We start from the raw sequence: 21,964 nt of genomic DNA on the forward strand, positions 1-21,964 counted from the left end.
GAACATCGCCCGCGCCTGCCGACGCCTGGCAGCAGACCCGTATCAGGCCGTCGGCCTGATCCTGGAAGGATGAAATAGCAGGTCACCGCCCTGACGGTCAACAACTACGGGACCCTGACTCCGCGCCCACGCACCCGGACGCTGGCGGCGCTCCCCCACCGAACCCGTCCCCGTCCCCACTCTCACCACCGTCTGAAACCCTCGAACCCGCGACGAAGTCCACCACCCGGCGTTAGCCTGGAGTACAGGCCCGAGCCGGGTCGGCCGGGGCCGACAGCCCTTGTCGTCGACGCCGGGAGCCGAGTGGCATGTCCGTTCACACGAACGATGAACCGGGTTCCACCGCCGATCTTCCTGCCCCCGACGGTGCGGTCACGGTGACGTTGAAAATCCTCCGATTCAACCCGGAGGCCCCGGACAAGGCCGGATGGGAGAGTTTCCAGGTCCCGTGCCTACCCACCGACCGGTTGCTCAACCTCCTGATCTACGTCAAGGGATATCTGGACGGCACCCTCACGTTCCGCCGGTCCTGCGCTCACGGGGTGTGCGGGTCGGACGCGATGATCGTCAACGGCGTCAATCGACTCGCCTGCAAAGTGCTGATGCGCGATATGTTGCGCAAGGATGGCAAAGACACCGTCATCACGATCGCCCCGCTCAAGGGCTTGCCGGTGGAGAAAGATCTCGTCGTCGACATGGAACCGTTCTTCGACTCCTACCGGCAGATCAAGCCGTTCCTGATGACATCCGGGCAGGAACCGACTCGCGAACGAATCCAGTCGCAGACCGACCGTGCCCGCTACGACGACACGACGAAGTGCATTCTGTGTGCGTGTTGTACGGGCTCGTGCCCGGTGTACTGGGCGGACGGCAGCTATTTCGGGCCGGCCGCGATCGTCAACGCCCACCGGTTCATCTTCGACAGCCGAGACGAGGGCGCGGAGGAGCGCATGGAGATCCTCAACGGTGTCGACGGTGTGTGGCGTTGCCGCACGACGTTCAACTGCACCGAGGCATGCCCTCGCGGAATCAAGGTGACGCAGGCGATCACCGAGGTGAAGCGGGCATTGTTGTTCCACCGGAAGGCCGTGGTCCGGTAGCAGCGCGAGTACACCATCGTCACGGACATCCCTGCGGGGCAGGTATCCCCGCGAGCCGATCGGCGATCCACTCCATCATCCCCGGTGCGCCGGCGACGGCGGCCGTCAGGTGTTCACCCCACACCGGCACGTACGCGACGTTCGCACCACCTGCACACCATTTCTGTTGTACGGCGATCACTCCCGATTCCGGGATGAACTCGTCCCCGAGGAACACTTGCGACGACCCGTGGTACAGGTACATCGGGGCCTGCGGGATCTGTCCGCCGAGCCGGTTGGCGTCGAGGACCTGCCGGACCACCGGCTCGTCGAACGGATCGGGCACGGTGGTGAACGACTCGACGGGAATCATCGCCGCGCCGGCCGCGGCCAGCACGATCGTGCACTGATCCTTCAACGGGCTCGCTGCGGCGACCGCGACCAGTGGGTTCGCGAGCACCAACAGCTGCGGGTACTCGCGGGCCAGGCCCATTGTCGCCGCCAGGAACAGCCCCGATCCCAGTTGCCCGTTCAACGTCGTCCGCAGCAACGCCAGGTCGGCCGGCAGGCCACCGGCGGCGGCTCCGGTGAACTGCACATCGGGTGCGTACGTCGGTTGCAGTTGCGCGGCCCACCCCGTCGCGATGGCACCGCCGCTGTAGCCGGTCATCGCGAGTGGCGACTCGGCGAGTTCCGGCGCCACAGAGCGCATTCCCCGCACCGAATCCAGAACCGCATGCCCGGCGAGGGGGCCGGCGGCGTACGCCATGTGCGGCCCTTGATGATCGGGCACGAGCACAGCCCAGCCACGGGCGAGCAGGATCGGCAGCATCGGGGGCACGTCGATGTCGACGGCCTCGTGCACCATGCGGTACGAGGGCGTGCATCGGGCACCGAGCGAGTCGATCGCCATGTTGTAGACCACCACCGGTCGTGGCCCGCCGTGCCACGGGGTGCGCGGCAACACGAGTGTGGCGGTCACCGGGATGGGCCGTCCGGTCGAGTCCGTCGAGCGCACCATGAACTGCTGCGCCGTGTGTGGCACGACCGACGCCGGAAGGGCCCGCATCCGTGTCGGGCGTTCGCGCAGTACCGCACCGACGGGGTGGGCGGCGAGATCTCCGGGACGGTCGAAGAACGGATCGTCGGTGATCGGTGTCGGCAGGATGCCGTCGAGCGTCACCGGCGGCGGGAGAGGGATCCCCGAGACGGGCGACGCCGACGCGGGCCCCGCTCCCACCAGCGCACACACCGTCGAGACGACCGCGGTCAACAGAACTCGGACGGACACTCCGGGAGTCGAACGACGCATGGGGACTCCTCGCTCGCGATGAACCCTTCCGGAACGCTCCCCGACGTCGTCAACGGTACCGCCGCGCACCGCACGGTCCCGGCCGAATCGCGGGCAGAACCGGTCGGTCCGCGACGGTGGCGTCGGTCGTCCACCGGGCGGTCGGGTAGCGCACTACGCATGCAGCCCCGGGTGCAGCGACGGACAGTGAGAGGACGAGCCCACGATCCCACTCGACCCGACCGGGAGAACACCGTGAACACCCGGACTCACCGCTACACCCCCTGTGGTCTGGCAATGCTCGCTGCGGCGCTGCTCGTGTCCGGCTGCGACACCACCGCTGCTCCCCCTCCCGCACGGGACACCCCATCCATCGAACCGCACGAGCCATCCGTGCCCACCGACCCGATCACCCCACTTCGATCCCTCGAACCGGAACCGACGATCGACGTGGGCTCGCAACCGCAACCGGGCGACTTCGGACCGACCGGACCCACGATCGCCCTGCTCCCCACACCTGTGCCCGTGGGGCCGCAGCCGACGGTGCCCGCGGATCCTCCCGTCGACCTCACCATCGATCCGCCCACCGACATCGTGGGCGCACCCTCGTCGGGCTGAAGCTTCCACCGACTCGGGAGGTTCCGATGAACAAGTGGCTCGGGGTGGTCGCCGCGATCGTCGCACCGACCACACTGATCACCGCGTTGTGCTATTACTTCGGCGCGGTGTCGACGTACGCATACTTCGAGTACTTCGGTATCGGTGCGTCCGCCCTCGGCTTCACCACCCAGTACTACGTGCTGGGCAGCGTCGCCGTGCTCTTTCCGCTGCTCGTCGTCCTCCCCGCGACGGTCTGCATCGCACTGTGGGTGGTCGCCTACGGGCGACGAGCGCTCCGCACGCGCCTTCGTTCACGGCACATCCGGCGCGCGGGATGGGCGGTGACCGCGACCGGCATCGTGTTGACCGCACTGTCGGTGTGGTTCATCAGCGGTGTCGCGAGCCCCGAGGTGAACGCGACACTCATTCCGGTGGCGTTGGGATCGGGTGCTGTTCTCGTCGCCGTGGGGACGGAGGTCCTCACGAAGGTCCGCTCGGGCGACGCACCACGCTACGCGACGTCGGCGGAACTGTTCACCCTGCTGTTCAGCGCCGCCACCCTCGTTCTCGCACTGTTCTGGGGTGCGAACATCTATGCCACCGCATACGGGGAGGCGCGAGCCGTCGAGAAGGCCGCCGGACTGTGGGACACCGACAACACGGTGGTGCTCGAAACAGCCGATCCCCTTGCCATTCCGTCGAACCTCGTGAAAGCGACCGCGCTCGGCGTCGACCCCACCCACCGATTCCGATATCGATACGAATGCCTGCGCACGATCGCCGTCCAACCCGATCAGTGGATACTCGTACCGGCGCGCTGGACCATCACGTACGGCAATGCGGTGATCGTTCCGGTGGACGAGTACTCGCGCCTCAACGTGGTGCGGCGGTCGCTGCCGGTGGGCGTGTCGCCGATGGACTGGAACGCCGACGGCATGCGGTGGCCGTGCCCGGAGGTGGGGCCGCGGTGACGTGGGCGCCGCCCTGTGGAAACAGACGCGAGTTCCTCCGATATCCCCCCTTATCTCGACCGTTCACGTCCGTTTCGTCGGCCTGCTGTTGTAATCGACAGCACAGAATGCTCGATGTGCTGTACGGCCGGAGGGGGGTCATGCCCCGGACGCCTCATTCGTCTACTTTCATAGAACCGATCGACACCAGGAGCAACGAACGATGACCTGTTCACCCCCGCGGTGTGTAGCCACCGCCGCCGGTGCCTCACGTCCCCGATACGCGACGCGAGCCGACGGGTAGAAGATGGACATCTTCGACGTGCACGAACAGGTGGTCGACGACTACCGCTCCTTCACCACCGCTTCTGTCGACGTGCGCGATCCTCGGCTGAAACAACACGTCGACGAGCTGATCGCCCGTGGCGAGCAATGGCCCGAACCGTGGTTGGCGCTCAACCCTCTCTTTGCCCGCGGCGGCGCGGTCGGCGATCTGGTGACCGAAGGGCTGCTGCACCCCGAGTGTGAACGGATCTTCCGGCCGAAGGCCGACCCGGCCGACCGCGGCAGTCGCGCAATCACCCTGCACAAGCACCAGCGTGAGGCCGTGGAAGCCGCACACACGGGCCTGTCGTATGTCCTGACCACAGGAACGGGATCGGGCAAGTCGCTGGCGTACATCATTCCGATCGTCGATCGGGTGCTGCGAATGCCGGAGCGCCGCCCCGGGGTGAAGGCGATCATCGTCTACCCGATGAACGCGTTGGCGAACAGCCAGGTCGGTGAACTCGAGAAGTTTCTCCGGTACGGGTATGCACCCGGCGCCGAACCGGTGACGTTTGCCCGTTACACGGGTCAGGAGAAGGGCGAGGAACGCGAACGGATCCTGCGCGATCCACCCGATATTCTGCTGACCAACTACGTCATGCTCGAACTGGTGCTCACTCGTCCCGAGGAACGACGACGCCTCGTGCAGGCCGCGCGCGGCCTGCAGTTCCTGGTCCTCGACGAGTTGCACACCTACCGGGGGCGGCAGGGAGCGGACGTCGCGATGTTGGTGCGCCGGGTCCGCGACGCATGTCTGTCGCCGGAGCTGCAGTGCGTCGGGACGTCGGCGACGATGGCCAGTGTCGGCACCGTCGACGATCAGCGCACTGTGGTCGCGCAGGTGGCAACACAGATCTTCGGTGCCGACGTCACCGCCGACCGGGTCATCGGAGAAACCCTCGACCGCGCCACCTGCGGTGACTCGACAGATGCCGCGGGTCTGACCGCCGATGTTCGACGCGGCGGTGCCCGCGGCGACTACGACGCACTGGCGGCATCCCCGCTCGCCACGTGGATCGAGTCGACCTTCGGCTTGGACGAAGAACCCGGAACGGGCCGGATCGTGCGACAGCAACCCGCCCGGGTGCGTGAGTCGGCAGCCCAGCTCGCGGAGCTGACGGCATGCACGGTCGACGACTGCGACCAGGCGATCCGGGCCACACTGCTTGCGGGTTCATCGGTGCAGCATCCCGAGACCCACCGACCGTTGTTCGCGTTCCGGCTGCATCAGTTCTTCTCGAAGGGCGACACGGTATACGTGTCGATCGAGCCGGAGGATCGGCGCCACGTCACCTCGACCTACCAGGTGTCGGTGCCCGGGGATGCCGACAAGGCACTGATGCCGTTGGCGTTCTGCCGCGAATGCGGTCAGGAGTACCTGGTGGTGGCGCTCACCAACGAGGACGGTACGATCCGCTATCGTCCGCGCCGGGACCGCGATGCCAGCGGTGGCGACGACGCCAACGGTTACCTGTACGTGTCCGCGGACCAGCCGTGGCCGACCGACCCGTTGGCCGAGGGCCGCTTCCCCGAGTCGTGGCTCTCGGACGGGCAGGTGCTCGACCGATTGCGCAAGTATCAGCCGCGCCTGGTGCGGGTCGACGTGTCCGGTACGGAATCCCCTGACGGCCTCCCCGCCGCATATGTCCCGGCCCCGTTCCGATTCTGTTTGCGGTGCAAGGTGTCCTACGAGCAGACTCGTGGCACCGACTTCGGGAAACTGTCGACGCTGGACGCGGAAGGGCGTAGTTCGGCGGTCTCGGTGATCAGCGCAGCGATCGTGCGGGCACTGAAGCAACTGCCGCTGGACGAACTCGACGACGACGCCCGCAAGTTGTTGACGTTCGTCGACAACCGGCAGGATGCGAGCCTACAGGCGGGGCATTTCAACGACTTCGTGCAGATCACCCAGCTGCGAGGTGCCGTCTATCGGGCGGTGAGCACGTCACCTCTCCGTCACGACGATGTCGCTCAGCGTGTGGTTGAAGCATTGGGTCTGGACTTCGCCGACTATGCGCAGCACCCCGACGCGGTGTACGGGCCGCGCGCCTCGGCGCAGCGCGCGTTCAAGGATTTCATCGAGTATCGCCTCTATTCGGATTTGCAGCGCGGGTGGCGGGTGACGATGCCGAATCTCGAGCAGACCGGTCTGCTGCGTATCGATTACGAGTCGCTGTCGGAGATCGCCGCCGACACCGACCTGTGGACGGGGTGTCCACCGGCGCTGCGTGATGCACGTCCCGGGGAGCGCGAGGATCTGGGCCGGATCGTGTTGGACGAGTTCCGGCGTGAACTCGCCATCGATGTCTTCTGTCTCACCGAGGACGGGCACACCCGGCTACGCCGCCAGTCCGAGCAACATTTGACGGGGTTGTGGTCTATGCCACCGAGGGAGCCGGCCCCGCAGCTGGCTGCGGTGTCCACCCGCACCGGATCCCCCGGGCGCCCCCGTGCCGAGGTCCGGTTGACGGGCCGGTCGGCGCTGGGCCGGTATCTGCGGGAGCGCAGCGGCCTGAGAAACCCGGACGGCTCGGCTCTGGATACCGCCGATGCTCAGCAGATCATCGAACATCTCCTCGCCGTCTTCGCACGCACCGGTCTGCTCACCAAGATCGATCTTCCGAAACAGGACGGCCTCAGCTACCGGTTGAAGGCATCGGCGTTGATCTGGACAGCGGGCGACGGGCGCACCGCAGCACCGTCTCCCCTGCGGATGAGCGTCGACCCGGAGCGGGGAACCCGCATCAATCCGTTCTTTCGCGACCTCTACCGCGACACCGCGATGACGCTCGCGGGTCTGCAGGCACGCGAGCACACGGCACAGGTCAATCAACTCGACCGTCAGGACCGCGAAGACCGTTTTCGTTCCGGGGATCTCCCGCTTCTGTTCTGCTCCCCCACCATGGAACTCGGCGTCGACATCGCGAGCCTCAATGCTGTCGGGTTGCGTAACGTACCGCCGACCCCGGCGAACTACGCGCAGCGCAGCGGTCGAGCCGGTCGGTCGGGCCAACCCGCACTCGTGGTCACCTACTGCGCCACCGGCAACGCACACGACCAGTATTACTTCCGACGTTCACGCGACATGGTCGCCGGGGCGGTCGCGGCGCCCCGACTCGACCTGACCAACGAATCTCTGCTCGCGTCGCATCTGCACGCATTGTGGCTGGCCGAGACCGGCGCGAACCTACACACCCGGCTGCCGCAGCTTCTCGATCTCGATGCGGACGGCATGCCCGTGCTCCCCGATCTCGCGCGCAGCCTCGCCGACAAGGACACCATCAAGCGTGCTACCGACCGCACACAGTCGATCGTTGCTCCTCTTCGCGACGAATTGCGCGCGTCGGCGTGGTGGCACGACGGATGGGCCGAGTCCGTGATCGAATCGGCTCCTCACTCGTTCGACCGCGCATGCGACCGGTGGCGCGAACTGTACCGGGCGGCACTGGCCGACCAGCAGGAACAGAACCGGATCGTCCTCGACACCTCGGTCTCCCCCAATGCACGCAGAGCAGCAGAATCTCGCCGACGGGAAGCGGAGAGCCAACTCCGGTTGTTGCGCAACGAGGATTCCGACCACGGCCATTCGGATTTCTACACGTACAGGTACTTCGCATCCGAAGGATTCCTGCCCGGCTACAGCTTCCCGAGACTCCCTCTGGCCGCCTACATTCCCGGTGTCCGCACGGCGGGCACGGGCATGGACGGCGGTGACTATCTACAGCGCCCCCGCTTCCTTGCGATCAGTGAGTTCGGCCCCGGCGCCCTGATCTACCACGAGGGTGCCCGCTACGAGGTGCGGCGCGTACAGGTCCCGATGGCCTCCGGTGGTGTCGGCACCGTCGATCTGCAGGACGCCCGGCGCTGTGAGGAATGCGGATACCACCATGTCCGACAGCCCGGAATCGATGTGTGTGAGAACTGCGGTGTGCCGCTGGGAGTTCCGCGCTACAACCTGATGCGGATGCAGACGGTGTTCACCCGCCGACGTGAACGGATCTCGTCGGACGAGGAAGAGCGCCGCCGTGCCGGGTTCGAGCTCGAAACATCGTTCCGGTTCAGTCAGTCCGGTACGCGACTGAGCCGTATCGACGCCGAAATCGTCGGCGACGACCACCCGATCGCATCCCTCACCTACGGCGACACGGCCGTGGTGCGGGTCACCAATCTGGGCCGACGCCGGCGGAAGAACCCGAACGACCTGGGCTACTGGCTCGACACCGTCAAAGGGAACTGGCTCAGCGAGAAGGACGCCACCGACACCACCCCGCAGGACGACGACCTCGAGGACGCAGCCGACGCCCCGACGAAGCAGAAGGTCATCCCGTTCGTCGAGGACACCCGCAACATCGCGGTACTGCGTCTGGTGAACGCGGTCGACGAGGTTGTCGCGACCACACTGCGCTATGCACTCGAGCGTGGTATCGAGGCCGAGTTCCAGCTCGAGGATTCGGAGCTGTCCAGCGAGGCGATGCCCGACATGCAGGAGCGTGCCCGGATGCTGTTCACCGAGTCCGCGGAAGGTGGCGCCGGGGTGCTGCGTCGATTGCACAGCGAGCCGGATGCATTGTCGCGCGCCGCGCGCCGCGCTTTGCAGATCGCGCATTTCGATGTGGACGGCATCGATCTCGGGCACGCCGACGGTGCGAGCGAACGGTGCGAGAAGGCATGCTATGACTGCCTCCTCTCGTATGGGAACCAGTCGGATCATCAGCGGATCGATCGGCACGCGGTGCGCGGGTTGCTGCTCGAATTGGCCGCCGGCGGCACTCGACTCGTCGCGACGGACGGGGATCTCGGCGACTCTGCCGACGCGTTGCGCGGCAGATGCCGTTCCGAGGCGGACCGGATGTTCATCGCACTGCTGATGGAGCACGGGTTCGTCCTCCCCGACGGCGTACACGAAACCATCGGTCCGGTCTCGGCCGACTTCGTCTTCCACAGCGAGAACGGACCCACTGTCGTGTTCGTCGACGACGAACCCCCCGGTACAGGACGCGATGATGCCGCGGAGGACGATCTGATGGATCTCGGCTGGTCGGTGGTGCGTCTCGGTGTCGGCGACGACTGGTTGCGCGTGCTGCGCTCGCACAGTTACGTGTTCGGTGAGGGAAGGAAGTAGGCAGTATGGGGTTCGCTCCCGGCAATCTGGTCACCGCCCGCGGGCGTGAATGGGTGGTTTTACCCGACAGCACCGATGACTTCCTGGTGTTGCGTCCCCTCGGTGGTCTCGACGACGACATCGCCGGAGTACTCGTCAGCGAAGGTGTCACGCCCGCGACGTTCCCGCCGCCGACCCCGGACGATCTGGGCGACAATTTCAGCGCACGCCTGCTCACCGGGGCGCTGCGGATCGGGTTCCGCTCCACTGCCGGCCCGTTCCGTTGCCTCGCGTCGATCGCAGTCGAGCCGCGGGCCTACCAGCTGGTCCCGTTGATGATGGCGCTGCGCCAGGATGTGGTGCGGCTTCTGATCGCCGACGACGTGGGCATCGGCAAGACCGTCGAGGCGGGTCTGGTGGCCGCCGAACTGCTCGCGGTCGGTGAGGCGCGTGGACTCGTTGTGCTGTGCAGCCCGGCGCTGGCCGAGCAGTGGCAGTTCGAGTTGCGCGAGAAGTTCGGGCTGGAGGCCGAGCTGGTGCTGCCGTCGACGGTGCGTCGGCTCGAACGTGGCCGGATCGGCACCGAATCGATCTTCGAACGCTATCCGATCACGGTGGTGTCGACCGATTTCATCAAGAACTCCCGTCGTCGCCACGAGTTCCTCCGCACGTGCCCTGACCTGGTGATCGTCGACGAGGTGCACACGTGCGTGACGGCAGCCGGGCAGGGCGGATCGGGCCGCACCCAGCGTTACGAGCTGATCCGTGATCTCGCGCAGGACCCGAAGCGGCACATGATCTTTGCGAGCGCCACCCCGCACAGCGGCAAGGAGGAGTCCTTCCGCAACCTACTGGGTCTGCTCGACCCTGCCTTGGAGACGGTGAACCTCGAGACCCGGAAGGGGCGCGAGACCCTGGCCCGGCATTTCGTTCAGCGTCGTCGCGGTGATATCCGCCGGTACCTGGACGAGGACACCCCGTTCCCGAAGGATCGTCTCACCAAAGAAGTCTCCTACACGCTGTCGCCGGAGTACCGGGATCTGTTCGACAAGGTCCTCGAGTACGCGCGGGAATCGGTGCGCACCGGTGACGGGGAGCTGACCAAACGGGTCAACTGGTGGTCGGCACTTGCCCTGCTGCGGGCGTTGGCGTCGTCGCCGCGCGCGGCTGCGCAGACTTTACGGACCCGCGCAGCGTCGGCAGCAGCGGGCACCGCAGACGAGGCCGACGCGATCGGCCGGGCGATCGTGCTCGATCACGGCGACGACGAGTCCGTGGAATCCGCCGACACCACCCCCGGTGCCGATGCCGGTGAGCACAGTGCAACCGCGACCGAACGGCGTCTGCGCAGGTTTCTGGCAGATGCGCAAACCCTGGAGGGCAAGGCCGACGCGAAGCTGACGGCGTTGACGAAGGAGATCAAGAAGCTCCTCGCCGAGGGCTGCGATCCGATCGTTTTCTGCCGCTTCATCGACACCGCCGAATACGTGGCCGATCATCTCGACAAGGCACTCGGGAAGAACGTTGCGGTCCGGGCCGTCACGGGAACACTGCCGCCGGACGAACGGATCGCGAGGATCGGCGAGCTCACCGCCACCGAGGGTCGCCACGTCCTGGTGGCCACCGATTGTCTGTCCGAGGGCGTGAACCTGCAGGAGAGTTTCCAGGCGGTGGTGCACTACGACCTGGCGTGGAACCCGACTCGCCACGAACAGCGTGAGGGTCGTGTCGACCGGTTCGGCCAGCGCGCGGATCAGGTACGTGCGATCACCCTGTACGGGCGCGACAATCAGATCGACGGGATCGTCCTGGAAGTCCTGTTGCGTAAGCACGAGGCCATCCGCAAGGCCACGGGTGTATCGGTGCCGGTGCCGGACAACAATGCGGCGGTGGTCGAAGCGTTGATGGAGGGACTGCTGCTGCGCGGTCACGACGCCGAGCAGCTCACCTTCGATCTGGGTGTCCAGGAGAAACAGAACGCCCTCTACGAGGAGTGGCAGTCCGCCGCCGACCGTGAGAAGCAGGCCCAGACGAAGTACGCGCAGCACGCGATCAAACCGGAGGAAGTATCGGCCGAGGTGGGGGCGGCCCGCGCTGCCCTCGGCACACGAACGGAAGTCGCCGAGTGTGTCGAGCACGCACTGAGGGCACTACGCTCGACGGTGTCGCCGGCCGTTGACGGGTTCACCGCGACACTCGGGCCGCTCCCACCGGGCCTGCAGGACGCGTTGCCTCCCGGCCGGAAGGATCCGCTCCCGTTTGCCCACGATCTTCCGGTCGGGCGCGGCGAAGCGGTGCTGACCCGCACCGACGCGTCCGTCGAGGCGATCGCGCAGTACGTGCTCGAATCCGCCTTGGACACCGCACTGGACGCGGCACTGCGACCCGCGCGGCGCTGCGCGGTGATCCGCACCGATACGGTGACCACCCGCACGACGCTGTTGGTGACGCGCTACCGGTTCCATATGACGCTGCCGTCGCGTAGCGGTACCCGCCAGCTCGTCGCCGAGGACGTCGCAACTCTTGCCTTCCAGGGCGCTCCCGACCGCGCGCACTGGCTCGCCGCCGATACCGCCACGAGCCTGCTCGGTGCATCGCCGACCGGGAATGTGCCTCCGCAGCAAGCAGAACAGTTCCTTGCGCGGGTACTGGACGGCCTCGACGACCTGCGACCGCACCTGGAGGAGCACGGCAGGCATCTCGCCGACACCATGTCCGCTGCGCACCGGCGGGTACGTCAGGCGTCGTCGGAGATCGTGCGCGGATTGAAGGTGACGCCGGAGGCGGGCGCCGATGTTCTCGGTGTGTTCGTGTTCGTGCCGCAGGCGGGAGGAAGCAAATGAGTGACGTCTCGTTCGTCGGCGTCCGGATTCAAGGTGGGCTCCTGCCCGCCGATCTGCCGTCCCAGCTCGCGGCGGGGAACGATCCGTCGGGAATCACCCTGTCGCCGAAGGACTATCACCTCGCCACCGGAGAGACGGTGCGCGACGCGGCGAACCGTGTGTGGGCGTATCTGCGCGGGGCGTGGACCGGATACCGGGACGCGCTGGCGCAACTGCCCTCGGACTCCCCCACCGCAGGTTTGACGCGAGATCGTTTCCTGCTGGTGCTGTTCGATCAGCTCGGCTACGGGCGTGTCCCCACCACCGGACGCGGCGGTATCACTGTCGACGGGCAGTCCTTCCCCGTCTCGCACACGTGGCAGTCGGTGCCGATCCATCTTCTCGGATGGAATACCGCGCTCGACACCCGCACCAAAGGTGTGGCGGGTGCGGCGGGGTCGTCGCCGCAGTCGATGGTCCAAGAACTCCTGAACCGCAGCGACGACCACCTGTGGGCGTTCCTGTCGAACGGCCAGGTGCTTCGGCTGCTGCGTGATTCCACATCGCTCGTGGGGTCCGCGTACGTCGAGTTCGATCTCGAAGCGATCTTCGACGGTGATCTGTTCGCCGACTTCCTGCTCCTGTACACGATGTGTCAGGTGTCGCGTCTCGAGACCCGTGACGACGAGATCGGCCCGGCCTCGTGCCGCATCGAACAGTGGCGCACCGAATCGGTCGAGAACGGTTCGCGCGCACTGAATCTACTGCGCGACGGGGTGGTCGATGCGCTGCGCACGCTGGGCCGTGGATTCCTCACCCACCCGGCGAACGGGCAGCTCCGCGACGATCTCGCCGACGGCCGCATCTCGGTGTCGGACGTCAACCACGCGCTGCTGCGCGTGGTGTACCGGCTGCTGTTCACGTTCGTAGCCGAGGATCGCGGGGCGCTGCTCGATCCCACCGCCGATCCCACCGCACGGCAGCGGTACATGTCGTACTTTTCGACCGATCGATTGCGCCGGGCGGCACGCCGACGCCGCGGTGGCCGCTACGGCGACCGATGGAAGGCGTTGACGCTGGTGTGGGGTGGGCTCGGCAGCGAAGCCGGGTTGCCGGAGCTGGGTGTTCCCGGTATCGGCGGCCTCTTCGACGCCGGTGAGCTGGATTTCCTCACCGAGTGCGAGCTGTCCAACGATGCGTTGATGACGGCGGTGCGGTCGCTGTCGCTGGTACGCGAACCGAAGTCCGGAGTGCTGCGGGTGGTGGACTACCGCAACCTCGGGGCGGAGGAGTTGGGCAGCATCTACGAGGCGCTGCTCGAGTTCGTGCCGCAGTGGGATCCGGCGACGAAGACCTACACCCTCGACATCACGTCGGGCAATCAACGCAAGGACACCGGTTCCTACTACACGCCGACCTCGCTGGTGGAGTCGCTGCTCGACACCGCCCTGGATCCGGTGCTCGACGACGCCGTGAAGTCCGCAAACGACTCCGAAGGCCAAGTGAAGGCACTTCTCGCGGTGACAGTGTGCGACCCAGCCTGTGGCAGTGGGCATTTCCTGGTGGGTGCCGCGCGGCGTATCGCGAAACGGGTCGCTGCGATCCGCACGGGTGATCCCGAGCCGGCACCGGAGCAGGTGCGCGCGGCGATGCGGGAGGTGGTGTCGACGTGCATCTACGGCGTCGATGTCAATCCGCTGGCCGCGGAGTTGGCGAAGGTGTCGCTGTGGATGGAGGCGATCGAACCGGGCCGTCCCCTCACCTACCTGGATGCACAGATCAAGGTGGGAAACACCTTGATCGGTACGACCCCGGCGTTGCTTGCCGACGGGCTTCCGGACGCGGCGTTCAAACCGATCGAGGGTGACGTCAAGACGATCGCCACCGAGACGACGCGCGCGAACAAGGCCGAACGCAAGGGGCAGGGCAATCTGTTCGATCTGGGTGACGCGATCACCGCGAACACCGGGCTCGCGAAGGTCGTGGAACGGGTGGTCGGGGCCGATGCATTGTCGCTGGCCGATGTGCATGTGCAGCGGCAGCGCTTGAAGGCGTACACGGATTCGGACGAGTATCGGCGGGCCAGGCTGGCCGCCGACGCGTGGTGTGCGGCATTCGTGTGGCCGATGCAGGTGGATGCGCCGCGTCCGGTGACGCATTCGACGATCGTCGCGTTGCGTGAGGGCAGCAATGCACTCGACTCGGCCCAAGTCGCGGAGATCGAGCGTCTGTCCGCGGAATATCGTTTCTTCCATTGGCATCTGGAGTTCCCGCATCTGTTCCCCACCGAGGCGCGGGCGGGTGACACCTTGAATGCGGCGACCGGGTGGGCCGGTGGGTTCTCCGCGGTGCTGGGCAACCCGCCGTGGGAGCACGTCGAGCTGAAGGAACAGGAGTACTTCGCCCCTCGCGACCCCGAGATCGCGGCCGCCGCCGGCGCGAAACGCAAACGGTTGATCGTGAACCTCGCTGCAAAGAACCCCGTACTCCACCGGGCATACGCCGCCGAGAAGCGGCACATCGACGGGTTCCGCCATTTTGCCGCCAATTCCGGTCGCTATCCTTTGACCGGACGCGGACGCATAAAGACCGACCCGCTCTTCGCCGAATCGGGACGAGATCTGATCTCAGGCGGTGGCCGATTCGGCATGATCCTGCCAACCGGTATCGCTACGGACGCGACAACGCAGTTCTTCTTCAAGGATCTCGTGGAGACCGGCGCGATCGCGAGTCTGTACGACTTCGAGAATGCACGACCACTGTTCGATGGGGTTCACCGCAGCTTCAAATTCTGTCTCCTCACGCTCGCCGGACGTACAACTCACGAGGCTCGTGCCGACTTCGCGTTCTTCGCGCACGACCCCACCGACCTCCAGCGCCCGAACACCCGGTTCACACTCACCCCGGAGGAGATCAAGCTTCTGAACCCGAACACCGGGACCTGCCCGGTGTTCCGCACACGGCGCGATGCGGAAATCACCCTCGGGATCTACAGGCGAGTTCCCATCCTGATCCGCGAGGGTGACCCCAACGGAAATCCCTGGGGAATCACGTTCATGCAGGGCCTCTTCAACATGACCAGCGATTCGCATCTCTTCCACACCCGCGAGGAGCTCGAAGCCGACGGTTGGGTGCTCAACGGCAATATATTCGAACGCATGTTCGTCACACACACACACACACACACACACCGATTCCTCCCGCTCTACGAGGCCAAGATGATTCATCACTTCGACTACCGGTGGGCAACCTACGAACCCGACGGCACTACACGCCTCGTCACTCCCGAGGAGAAGGCCGATCCAACGTTCGCCGTCATGCCGCGCTATTGGGTTCGCGAGGACCTGGTCGACGACCGGCTGGAGGGTCGTTCACACGGTTCGTGGCTTCTCGGCTGGCGCGACATCTGCCGTAGCACCGACGAACGAACGATGATCGCATCCGTATTCCCCTGCACCGCAGTAGGGCACACGATGCCGATTGCATTCCATACCGGACCTACGGCGCCGCTGCAAAGCGCGTGGACATCGTATGCATTCGACTACGTGGCACGGCAAAAGGTCGGCGGTACCCACATGACCTACGGGTACCTCGAGCAGTTGCCGATACCCACCCCTCGCGCGTTCGCATCCTCTGCGTCGTACCCACTCCCATGGATCGACGCGCGTGTTGCCGCGCTCACCGGCCAATATCTGAGCACTCGCCGGTCCATTCTGCGCGCAGAACTCGACGCAGCCTTCTTCCACCTCTACGGCATCGACCGCGACGACGTGGACTACATCATGGACACCTTCCCCATCGTCAAGCGCAAGGACGAAGCCGAGTTCGGCGAGTACCGCACCAAGCGGCTGATCTTGGAGATCTACGACGCCATGTCCGAGGCACGAGCCACTGGCGTTCCCTACGAGTCCCCCACCGATATCGACACCCCGGACGGACAGGAGATAACAACGTGACCACCGACGTCGAGGCGATGCTGCCGCTGTATGAAGCGAAGATGATCCATCACTACGATCACCGATGGGCGACCTACGAGCGGGACGGCACCGTTCGCGATGTCACCCTGGAGGAGAAACAGGACCCGGACTTCGTCGTCATACCCCGGTACTGGGTGAGCGAAGACGATGTTGCATCCAAACTCGAGGAGAAGTGGAGCTACGACTGGCTTCTCGGTTGGCGTGACATCTGCCGAAGCACGGATGAGCGTACGTGCATCGCAACGATCAGCGGCAACCACGCTTCACCTGAGGGTGGGACACTCCTGGCGTTCTGCGATCCCCCGGAAGCAGCACCGGTCCTACTCGCCAACTTCAACAGCTTCGCATTCGATTTTGTTGCCCGCCAGAAGGTCGGTGGTACGCATCTGAAATACTTCACGATGCGTCAACTACCGATGATCCCACCACACGTCGCCAATTCGATCCCGACCTGGACCGAGAAATCCGTTGCAGAATGGATTACCGAGCGAGTGCTCGAGCTTGTGATCGACAATCACGAAATGCAGTCCCTTGCCCAAGATCTTGGCGCTTGCACACCGCAGACCCCTTGGAACATGGAGTCCCGAGCCAAGGTTCGCGCCGAACTCGACGCCGCGTTCTTCCATCTCTACGGCATCGAGCGTGACGACGTCGACTACATCATGGACACCTTCCCCATCGTCAAGCGCAAGGATGAGGCGGCGTTCGGCGAATACCGCACCAAGCGGCTGATCCTGGAGGCGTACGACGCCATGTCGGTTTCGAACGTCACCGGGTAACCCTGGTTTACACTCGACCGCACCGGCACTCTTCCCGAAGGGATTTACCATGTCGCTCGTGTACCGCGCCATCTGGCAAGACGACCTCGACTCGGTGTGTACCACTGCGGCATCGGTGTTCGAATCATGGGTCAATGACAAGAAGCACGTACCTGATGCGGTGCCGATCTGCGGAACCGTCCACACCACGATCACTAGTGGTAGCGAGCGCGTCGACATCGACATCCACACCGAATATGCCAGCGATGCGAGCGGCCCGGTTATCGACGCGTACCGCGCCCAGTTCATCGAAACCCGCTCCGGCGGGCAACGTTGGCATACAACGGTCCGCACCTGGCAGGAGGCGCCCAGACCCAACGGAGACCGGACCGGCACCGCCTGGATATGGATCGACGTAGAGGTTGTGGGTGAGGTCGACATCCGCAGCCTGGCCCCGAAAGCCCCTGTCCTGACCCGTGATCTCCTTCAGTCGGGAGAGAATCCCCGCATTGGCAATGACCGGATCCTCGTTCGACCGGAATTCCGTCAGGGAGCAGACGCCGGTGAACAGCTCGCGGAGGAGCTGTCCCGATTCGATCGCACGACACCGTATGTGGTTTTGCACAATAGCATCAGCGCCAACCAGAACCTTCCCGACAACGTAACGTTCGGCCAAATCGTGCAGGCCGCAACGTACGCTGTCGCTGGCATCGCGAACGTCGTCTCCGTCGACGGGGCTGCAGCGCGCGCACTCACCGAGGCATTGACTGAGAGCCACGGCCTGTGGGGCGGAGCCCTCCGCGTTTACCTCAAGGACCTCGACCCGGCAAGTAGCTCCGACGGGTGGCGGCACCGCTACGTCACCGCCGACCGCTATCTCACCCACCGCAATACCGCTGCGGATATCGCTGGCCGCACCCTCGGCCCGGTCTCCTCGGTGCGAAGGCCCCCGACGTCCTTCACCATTGCGAAAGCACTTCTCGACCAGCTTTCGACCGGCTCGGCGACAGACGCCGAGCTTCTCGACTACGCGGACGCCCAACTGCGGGCGGCAGAGGACGAGAATGCCGCGCTCCGCGAGCATCTCCGGCAAGCCGATGAAGATGCGCAGGCTCAAGCACTCGACCTTGAGGAGGCGTTGGAAGACCGACTACATGCGATCACACAGGCAGAGAAGTTCGCACGCCACATCAGCTACCTGGAAGGACAACTCGCGAAGCTGGGTGGACACGACTCGTTCGCCGACCGAAGCAATCCGACGCTTCCCGCCACAGCGGCAAACCCGTCGACCGCGGCACAGTTTGCACGTACCCACCTGTCCGATCGCCTGGTTATTCCCGACACAGCACTTCGAGATTTGAAGGTCCTCGACAGCACCGTCAACGCAGGCTCGTGGGGCAACCTGTCCTGGCTGGCTTTCCAATCACTCCACGCGTTCGCCACTGCTACCGCGGAAGGGTGGAACAAGGGAGGATTTTACGAATGGTGCCTCAACTCCGGAAACCCAGTGGCGTGGAAGGCGTCGCCAAAGAAGCTAGCTATGAACGAATCGGCAACCGTACGCAACAACAGCAAGCTCAAGCAATGTCGGATCCTGCCGGTTTCCACAGATGTCGATCCGTCAGGTCAGCTGTTCATGGAGTCCCATATCAAGATTGCCACCGGCGGCGGTAATCTCGCGCCTCGCATCTACTTCCACTTCGACAACACCACTTGCACGATGCATGTCGGATTCTACGGACCGCACAAGCACATGCCGAACACTAAATCCTGAGCGCGGAACTGCCCCCGATATGCGGATGAGTACCCGATATGCCGCCCTCGTCACCCTCCTCGACCGATATGACGGTGTCGCACTCGGCTCGACACCCATCGAAGCACAGAGGCTCATGTACTTCCTGCAAGTCCTCGGCGAACCGTTGAACCTGCGATACGCCAAGAACCTGTACGGCCCGTACGCGGACAACCTGCGGCACGTCCTCGACCGCGTCGAAGGCCATTTCCTCACCGGCTACGGCGACGGCACCGCCCGAGTTCTCGACGCCGACCCGATCCGGGTGCTTCCCGACGCCGTCGACGAGGCCACCGGTGTCCTCACCGGGCATCCCGACACGGCCGCGCGGGTCGAGCGGGTCCTCGAGCTGATCGACGGTTTCGAGTCGATGTACAGCATGGAACTGCTCGCCACTGTGCACTGGGTGATGACCGAGGACCCGGCCGCTGCAGACGACTGGCAGCGCACGGTGTCCCTCGTCCACGAGTGGACACCGCGCAAGCGCCGCACCTTCACGGAGGACCACATCCGCATCGCCTGGAGCACACTTCGGGAGCGGCTCCCGATCGCCCGCCAGCAGTGAGGGTCGGTGTCACGAACCCACCGGTCGATTGCATTCTCGGCATTCCTGAAGTGCCTTCGCGAGTTCCGAATCCGTGGTCCAGCTACATTGCGACGTTCCGGCGGGAGGGACGACCAACTGCGCCACCTTGCCGAGAGACGTCAGGTGAGTCTTCGACACAGCAACCGTCGGGGAGACGACATCGGCGTGCGCCGCGGAATTGAGACTCCGCGGCCTTGACGAATCGATGACATCCAACAGTTCCGCGAGAATTCGACGCCCCTCGGAATGTCGAGGGTTGCCACAAACGCTGAACGCTTCTTCCATCCGGCGAAGTTCGGGCGTGATTGCCTTGCTCACGGCACCGTGTGTTCGGTCCTCACTGATCGGTTCGGTTCGGGAGAGTCCGCTCGGGCCCAAGATCGCCGCGATGTCCTTGCACAGCATTTCCATCGCCTGCCGGACACTCGTCGCAAGGCTGGCTCTGAACCACAACAGGTTGTGACTCTTCCCGCCATCTCCATGAAGAATGCCCCATGCACGTTCGAGGGCTGTCGCTGTGTTCCGTGGTGTCACCACCGCGAATCTGTCGTCGGCTGCCGAATCGCATTCGGTCTCGATGTAGTACTGCAGTGTTGCGGGACGCCGCGCTCGGTGCGCGTCCCACAGTTCGCGCACGAGTGCGTCGTCGTGGGTCATGACGATGACCTGGTGAGCGGCACCGTTCGTTTCGTCCAGGAGCCTGGCGATTCCCGCCGATGCCAATTTTGCTCGGGTCGTCCCGTCCAGCATGTCCGAGGGGTCGTCGATCACGATCGTTGCACCAGGCTGCTGTCGCTCGATCGACGCCAGATGTGCTGCGAGCCCCAGCATGTCGAGCTGCGAGTCCGAGAGCCGGCCCACCGCATGCACCTGGCGGGGTTCACCGGCAACCAGCACACTCAATGCCGGACGTCCCGCGGTTGCCTTCGCTTTCAAACGAATGCTCGGAGTGTTGCCGGGTGACAGGAGCGTGAGCCATTCGTTGATGGGTTCGGCCAACTCGTTGAACAAGGCATCGACGACGCGCGTTTCGTGACGCTTCAACGCGTCGGCCGCACGTCCCAGGCAGTCCTTTTCGAACTGCTCACGCCGCTTCCGCTCCAGTTCTGCCCAGATTTGTTCGGCGTGCGACACGATCGCCCTCAGCGAGACCTCGTCAGGTGCAGAGCTGTTTCGAAACTCGTTCAATGCATCGCGGCGCAAAGTTTCGACTTCGTCCAGTTCCATACGAAACCGCTGGTCCGTCAGCGTCCACTCCGCGGTCGTGGCGCGTAAAGCTTCCACCTCGGCTGCACCACCTCGAGATGCCGAATCGAGTGCACGCTGGATCGATGCGGCGGCTCGGAGCCATGCAGACCGTGTTTGCCGCAAGGTGTCACATCGAGTGCGGAAGTTGCGTACGGTATCGGCCGCGGCGTCGGCGCCGGCGAGTGGAAGCTCAGGAAGCCCACGGGTTGCCTCACCCATCCGCGTCAGCAGGCTGCGGGTACGGTTCACCAGGCTTTCACGACGGCGGACCCGTTCGATGCGTTCGGTCTCGCGTTCGATCCGGGCGCGGATGTCACCGAGACGGGACTCGGTGACGGTCCCGTTCTCACAGGCAGGGCACTGCCGCTCGGGTGACGCGACCTCGACGAACAACGTCAGCATCGTCAGCAAGTCGTCGGTGTCGGCAGGCTCGAGACTCGCAATCGGGTCAGCCTCTCCCCACAGGCCGAGGATCTGCTCCAGTTCAGCGCGGGGGAAGGAATCGAGCAGATTGATCAGAGGTGTGTCGAGATCCGCCGCAGGCTTCTCGGTGCCGTCGAGCCGTCCGACAGCCCAACTTCGGAGTTCTTCCATCGACGATATCCGGTCGAAAATTCCCTGCGCTGCCACGAACTCGTATACGGGTGCCAGTGGAGAAGCCGTGCACGGCGCCTCGTCGTTCTTCTGGTGGTCGATCAGACCCGCACGAACGCCCCTGATCACCGCGATCGCCGGCATCAAACCGACCACGGTGCCGAGATGCTCGGCGCGGTCGCTGCCTGATCCGACGAGGTGCTCCCTCAGTCGACGCCGCGCGAGAACCTGCACGGGAAGCGATCGAGCAGGTCTCGGGCCGAACTTTCCGTCCCATGTTGCCGACTGCAGCAGTGAACTCGACTCGGCCCCGTCTGCCCAGGCAACCGCGACGCACACTTCGTCAGCACCCGAGGAACCGTCAGACCTCACGTGCGGGATATTGGCTGCGTCCTTTACCTCACCTGTGGTCCCCGCCCCTGACCGACGACGAGTCGTTTCGCCCTCCATCAGGAGCTCGAGTCCGTCGACGAGGCTGGTCTTGCCGGTCCCGTTGTCCCCGTACACGATCGTCAGTCCGCGTGACGGCCGCAGTGTCTGCTTCGGTCCGAACGAGCGAACACCGGCAATGGAGATCGTGTCGATGTAGCCGTCGAACGCCGCGCTCGGACCCGGCGGATCGACCTTGACGAACCTCTCGATCACCGCGTCGGCATCGAAGTCGTCGGCACTCCGTGCTCGTGCGATCTCGTCCCGAATCGCGGCAACTATCTCAGTGACACCCCACGTCTCACATTCCATGTGAACCCCCTCCGGGCGGAACCCTACAATCACTGCTTCGCAGAGCCTCAGCTCGTGCTCATCGGCCCCGCGTGATCCTCGTCATAGCTCGATGCAAC

At 65.0% G+C, this 21,964-nt stretch carries 11 protein-coding genes; 9 read left to right on the forward strand and 2 right to left on the reverse strand.

Going from position 1 to position 21,964, the window contains the following annotated elements; all coding sequences use genetic code 11:
* Positions 1 to 308: 308 nt before the first annotated feature.
* Positions 309 to 1,100, forward strand: a complete 792-nt coding sequence (locus LDQ05_RS09315; protein ID WP_226436642.1) for a succinate dehydrogenase iron-sulfur subunit — start codon at positions 309 to 311, stop codon at positions 1,098 to 1,100.
* A gap of 19 nt (positions 1,101 to 1,119) precedes the next feature.
* Here LDQ05_RS09315 and LDQ05_RS09320 read toward each other — a convergent pair whose 3' ends face one another.
* On the reverse strand, positions 1,120 to 2,391 hold the full coding sequence (locus LDQ05_RS09320) for a lipase family protein (protein WP_226436643.1): 1,272 nt from the start codon (positions 2,389 to 2,391) through the stop codon (positions 1,120 to 1,122).
* Between the two features lie 234 nt (positions 2,392 to 2,625).
* On the opposite strand from LDQ05_RS09320, the gene LDQ05_RS09325 reads away from it, so the two are divergent.
* The 8 genes from LDQ05_RS09325 (at position 2,626) to LDQ05_RS09360 (ending at position 19,262) form a co-directional block, all read left to right on the forward strand.
* A complete protein-coding gene (locus LDQ05_RS09325; RefSeq protein WP_226436644.1) occupies positions 2,626 to 2,988 on the forward strand; it encodes a hypothetical protein in 363 nt (120 codons plus the stop codon).
* Positions 2,989 to 3,014: 26 nt separating this feature from the next.
* Positions 3,015 to 3,941, forward strand: coding sequence for a hypothetical protein (locus LDQ05_RS09330; protein WP_226436645.1), 927 nt, complete (start codon positions 3,015 to 3,017; stop codon positions 3,939 to 3,941).
* Positions 3,942 to 4,227: 286 nt separating this feature from the next.
* A complete protein-coding gene (locus LDQ05_RS09335; protein ID WP_226436646.1) occupies positions 4,228 to 9,369 on the forward strand; it encodes a DEAD/DEAH box helicase family protein in 5,142 nt (1,713 codons plus the stop codon).
* Between the two features lie 5 nt (positions 9,370 to 9,374).
* Positions 9,375 to 12,191 (forward strand): DUF8741 domain-containing protein, encoded by a 2,817-nt coding sequence (locus LDQ05_RS09340; protein ID WP_226436647.1) that lies wholly within the window; start codon positions 9,375 to 9,377, stop codon positions 12,189 to 12,191.
* On the forward strand, positions 12,188 to 16,126 hold the full coding sequence (locus LDQ05_RS09345; RefSeq protein WP_226436649.1) for an Eco57I restriction-modification methylase domain-containing protein: 3,939 nt from the start codon (positions 12,188 to 12,190) through the stop codon (positions 16,124 to 16,126). The genes LDQ05_RS09340 and LDQ05_RS09345 overlap by 4 nt, the downstream gene beginning before the upstream one ends.
* On the forward strand, positions 16,123 to 16,926 hold the full coding sequence (locus tag LDQ05_RS09350; protein WP_226436650.1) for a hypothetical protein: 804 nt from the start codon (positions 16,123 to 16,125) through the stop codon (positions 16,924 to 16,926). The genes LDQ05_RS09345 and LDQ05_RS09350 overlap by 4 nt, the downstream gene beginning before the upstream one ends.
* A 58-nt stretch (positions 16,927 to 16,984) precedes the next feature.
* Positions 16,985 to 18,679, forward strand: a complete 1,695-nt coding sequence (locus LDQ05_RS09355) for a hypothetical protein (protein WP_226436651.1) — start codon at positions 16,985 to 16,987, stop codon at positions 18,677 to 18,679.
* A 25-nt stretch (positions 18,680 to 18,704) separates the two neighbouring features.
* Complete coding sequence (locus LDQ05_RS09360) at positions 18,705 to 19,262, forward strand: hypothetical protein (protein ID WP_226436652.1); 558 nt, start codon at positions 18,705 to 18,707, stop codon at positions 19,260 to 19,262.
* A gap of 9 nt (positions 19,263 to 19,271) precedes the next feature.
* On the opposite strand, the gene LDQ05_RS09365 is transcribed toward LDQ05_RS09360, so the two are convergent.
* Positions 19,272 to 21,866 (reverse strand): AAA family ATPase, encoded by a 2,595-nt coding sequence (locus tag LDQ05_RS09365; protein ID WP_226436653.1) that lies wholly within the window; start codon positions 21,864 to 21,866, stop codon positions 19,272 to 19,274.
* Between the last annotated feature and the right edge of the window lie 98 nt (positions 21,867 to 21,964).

Origin of the sequence: Rhodococcus yananensis (assembly GCF_020515525.1) — a bacterium.
Classification (GTDB): Bacteria; Actinomycetota; Actinomycetes; order Mycobacteriales; family Mycobacteriaceae; genus Rhodococcus; species Rhodococcus yananensis.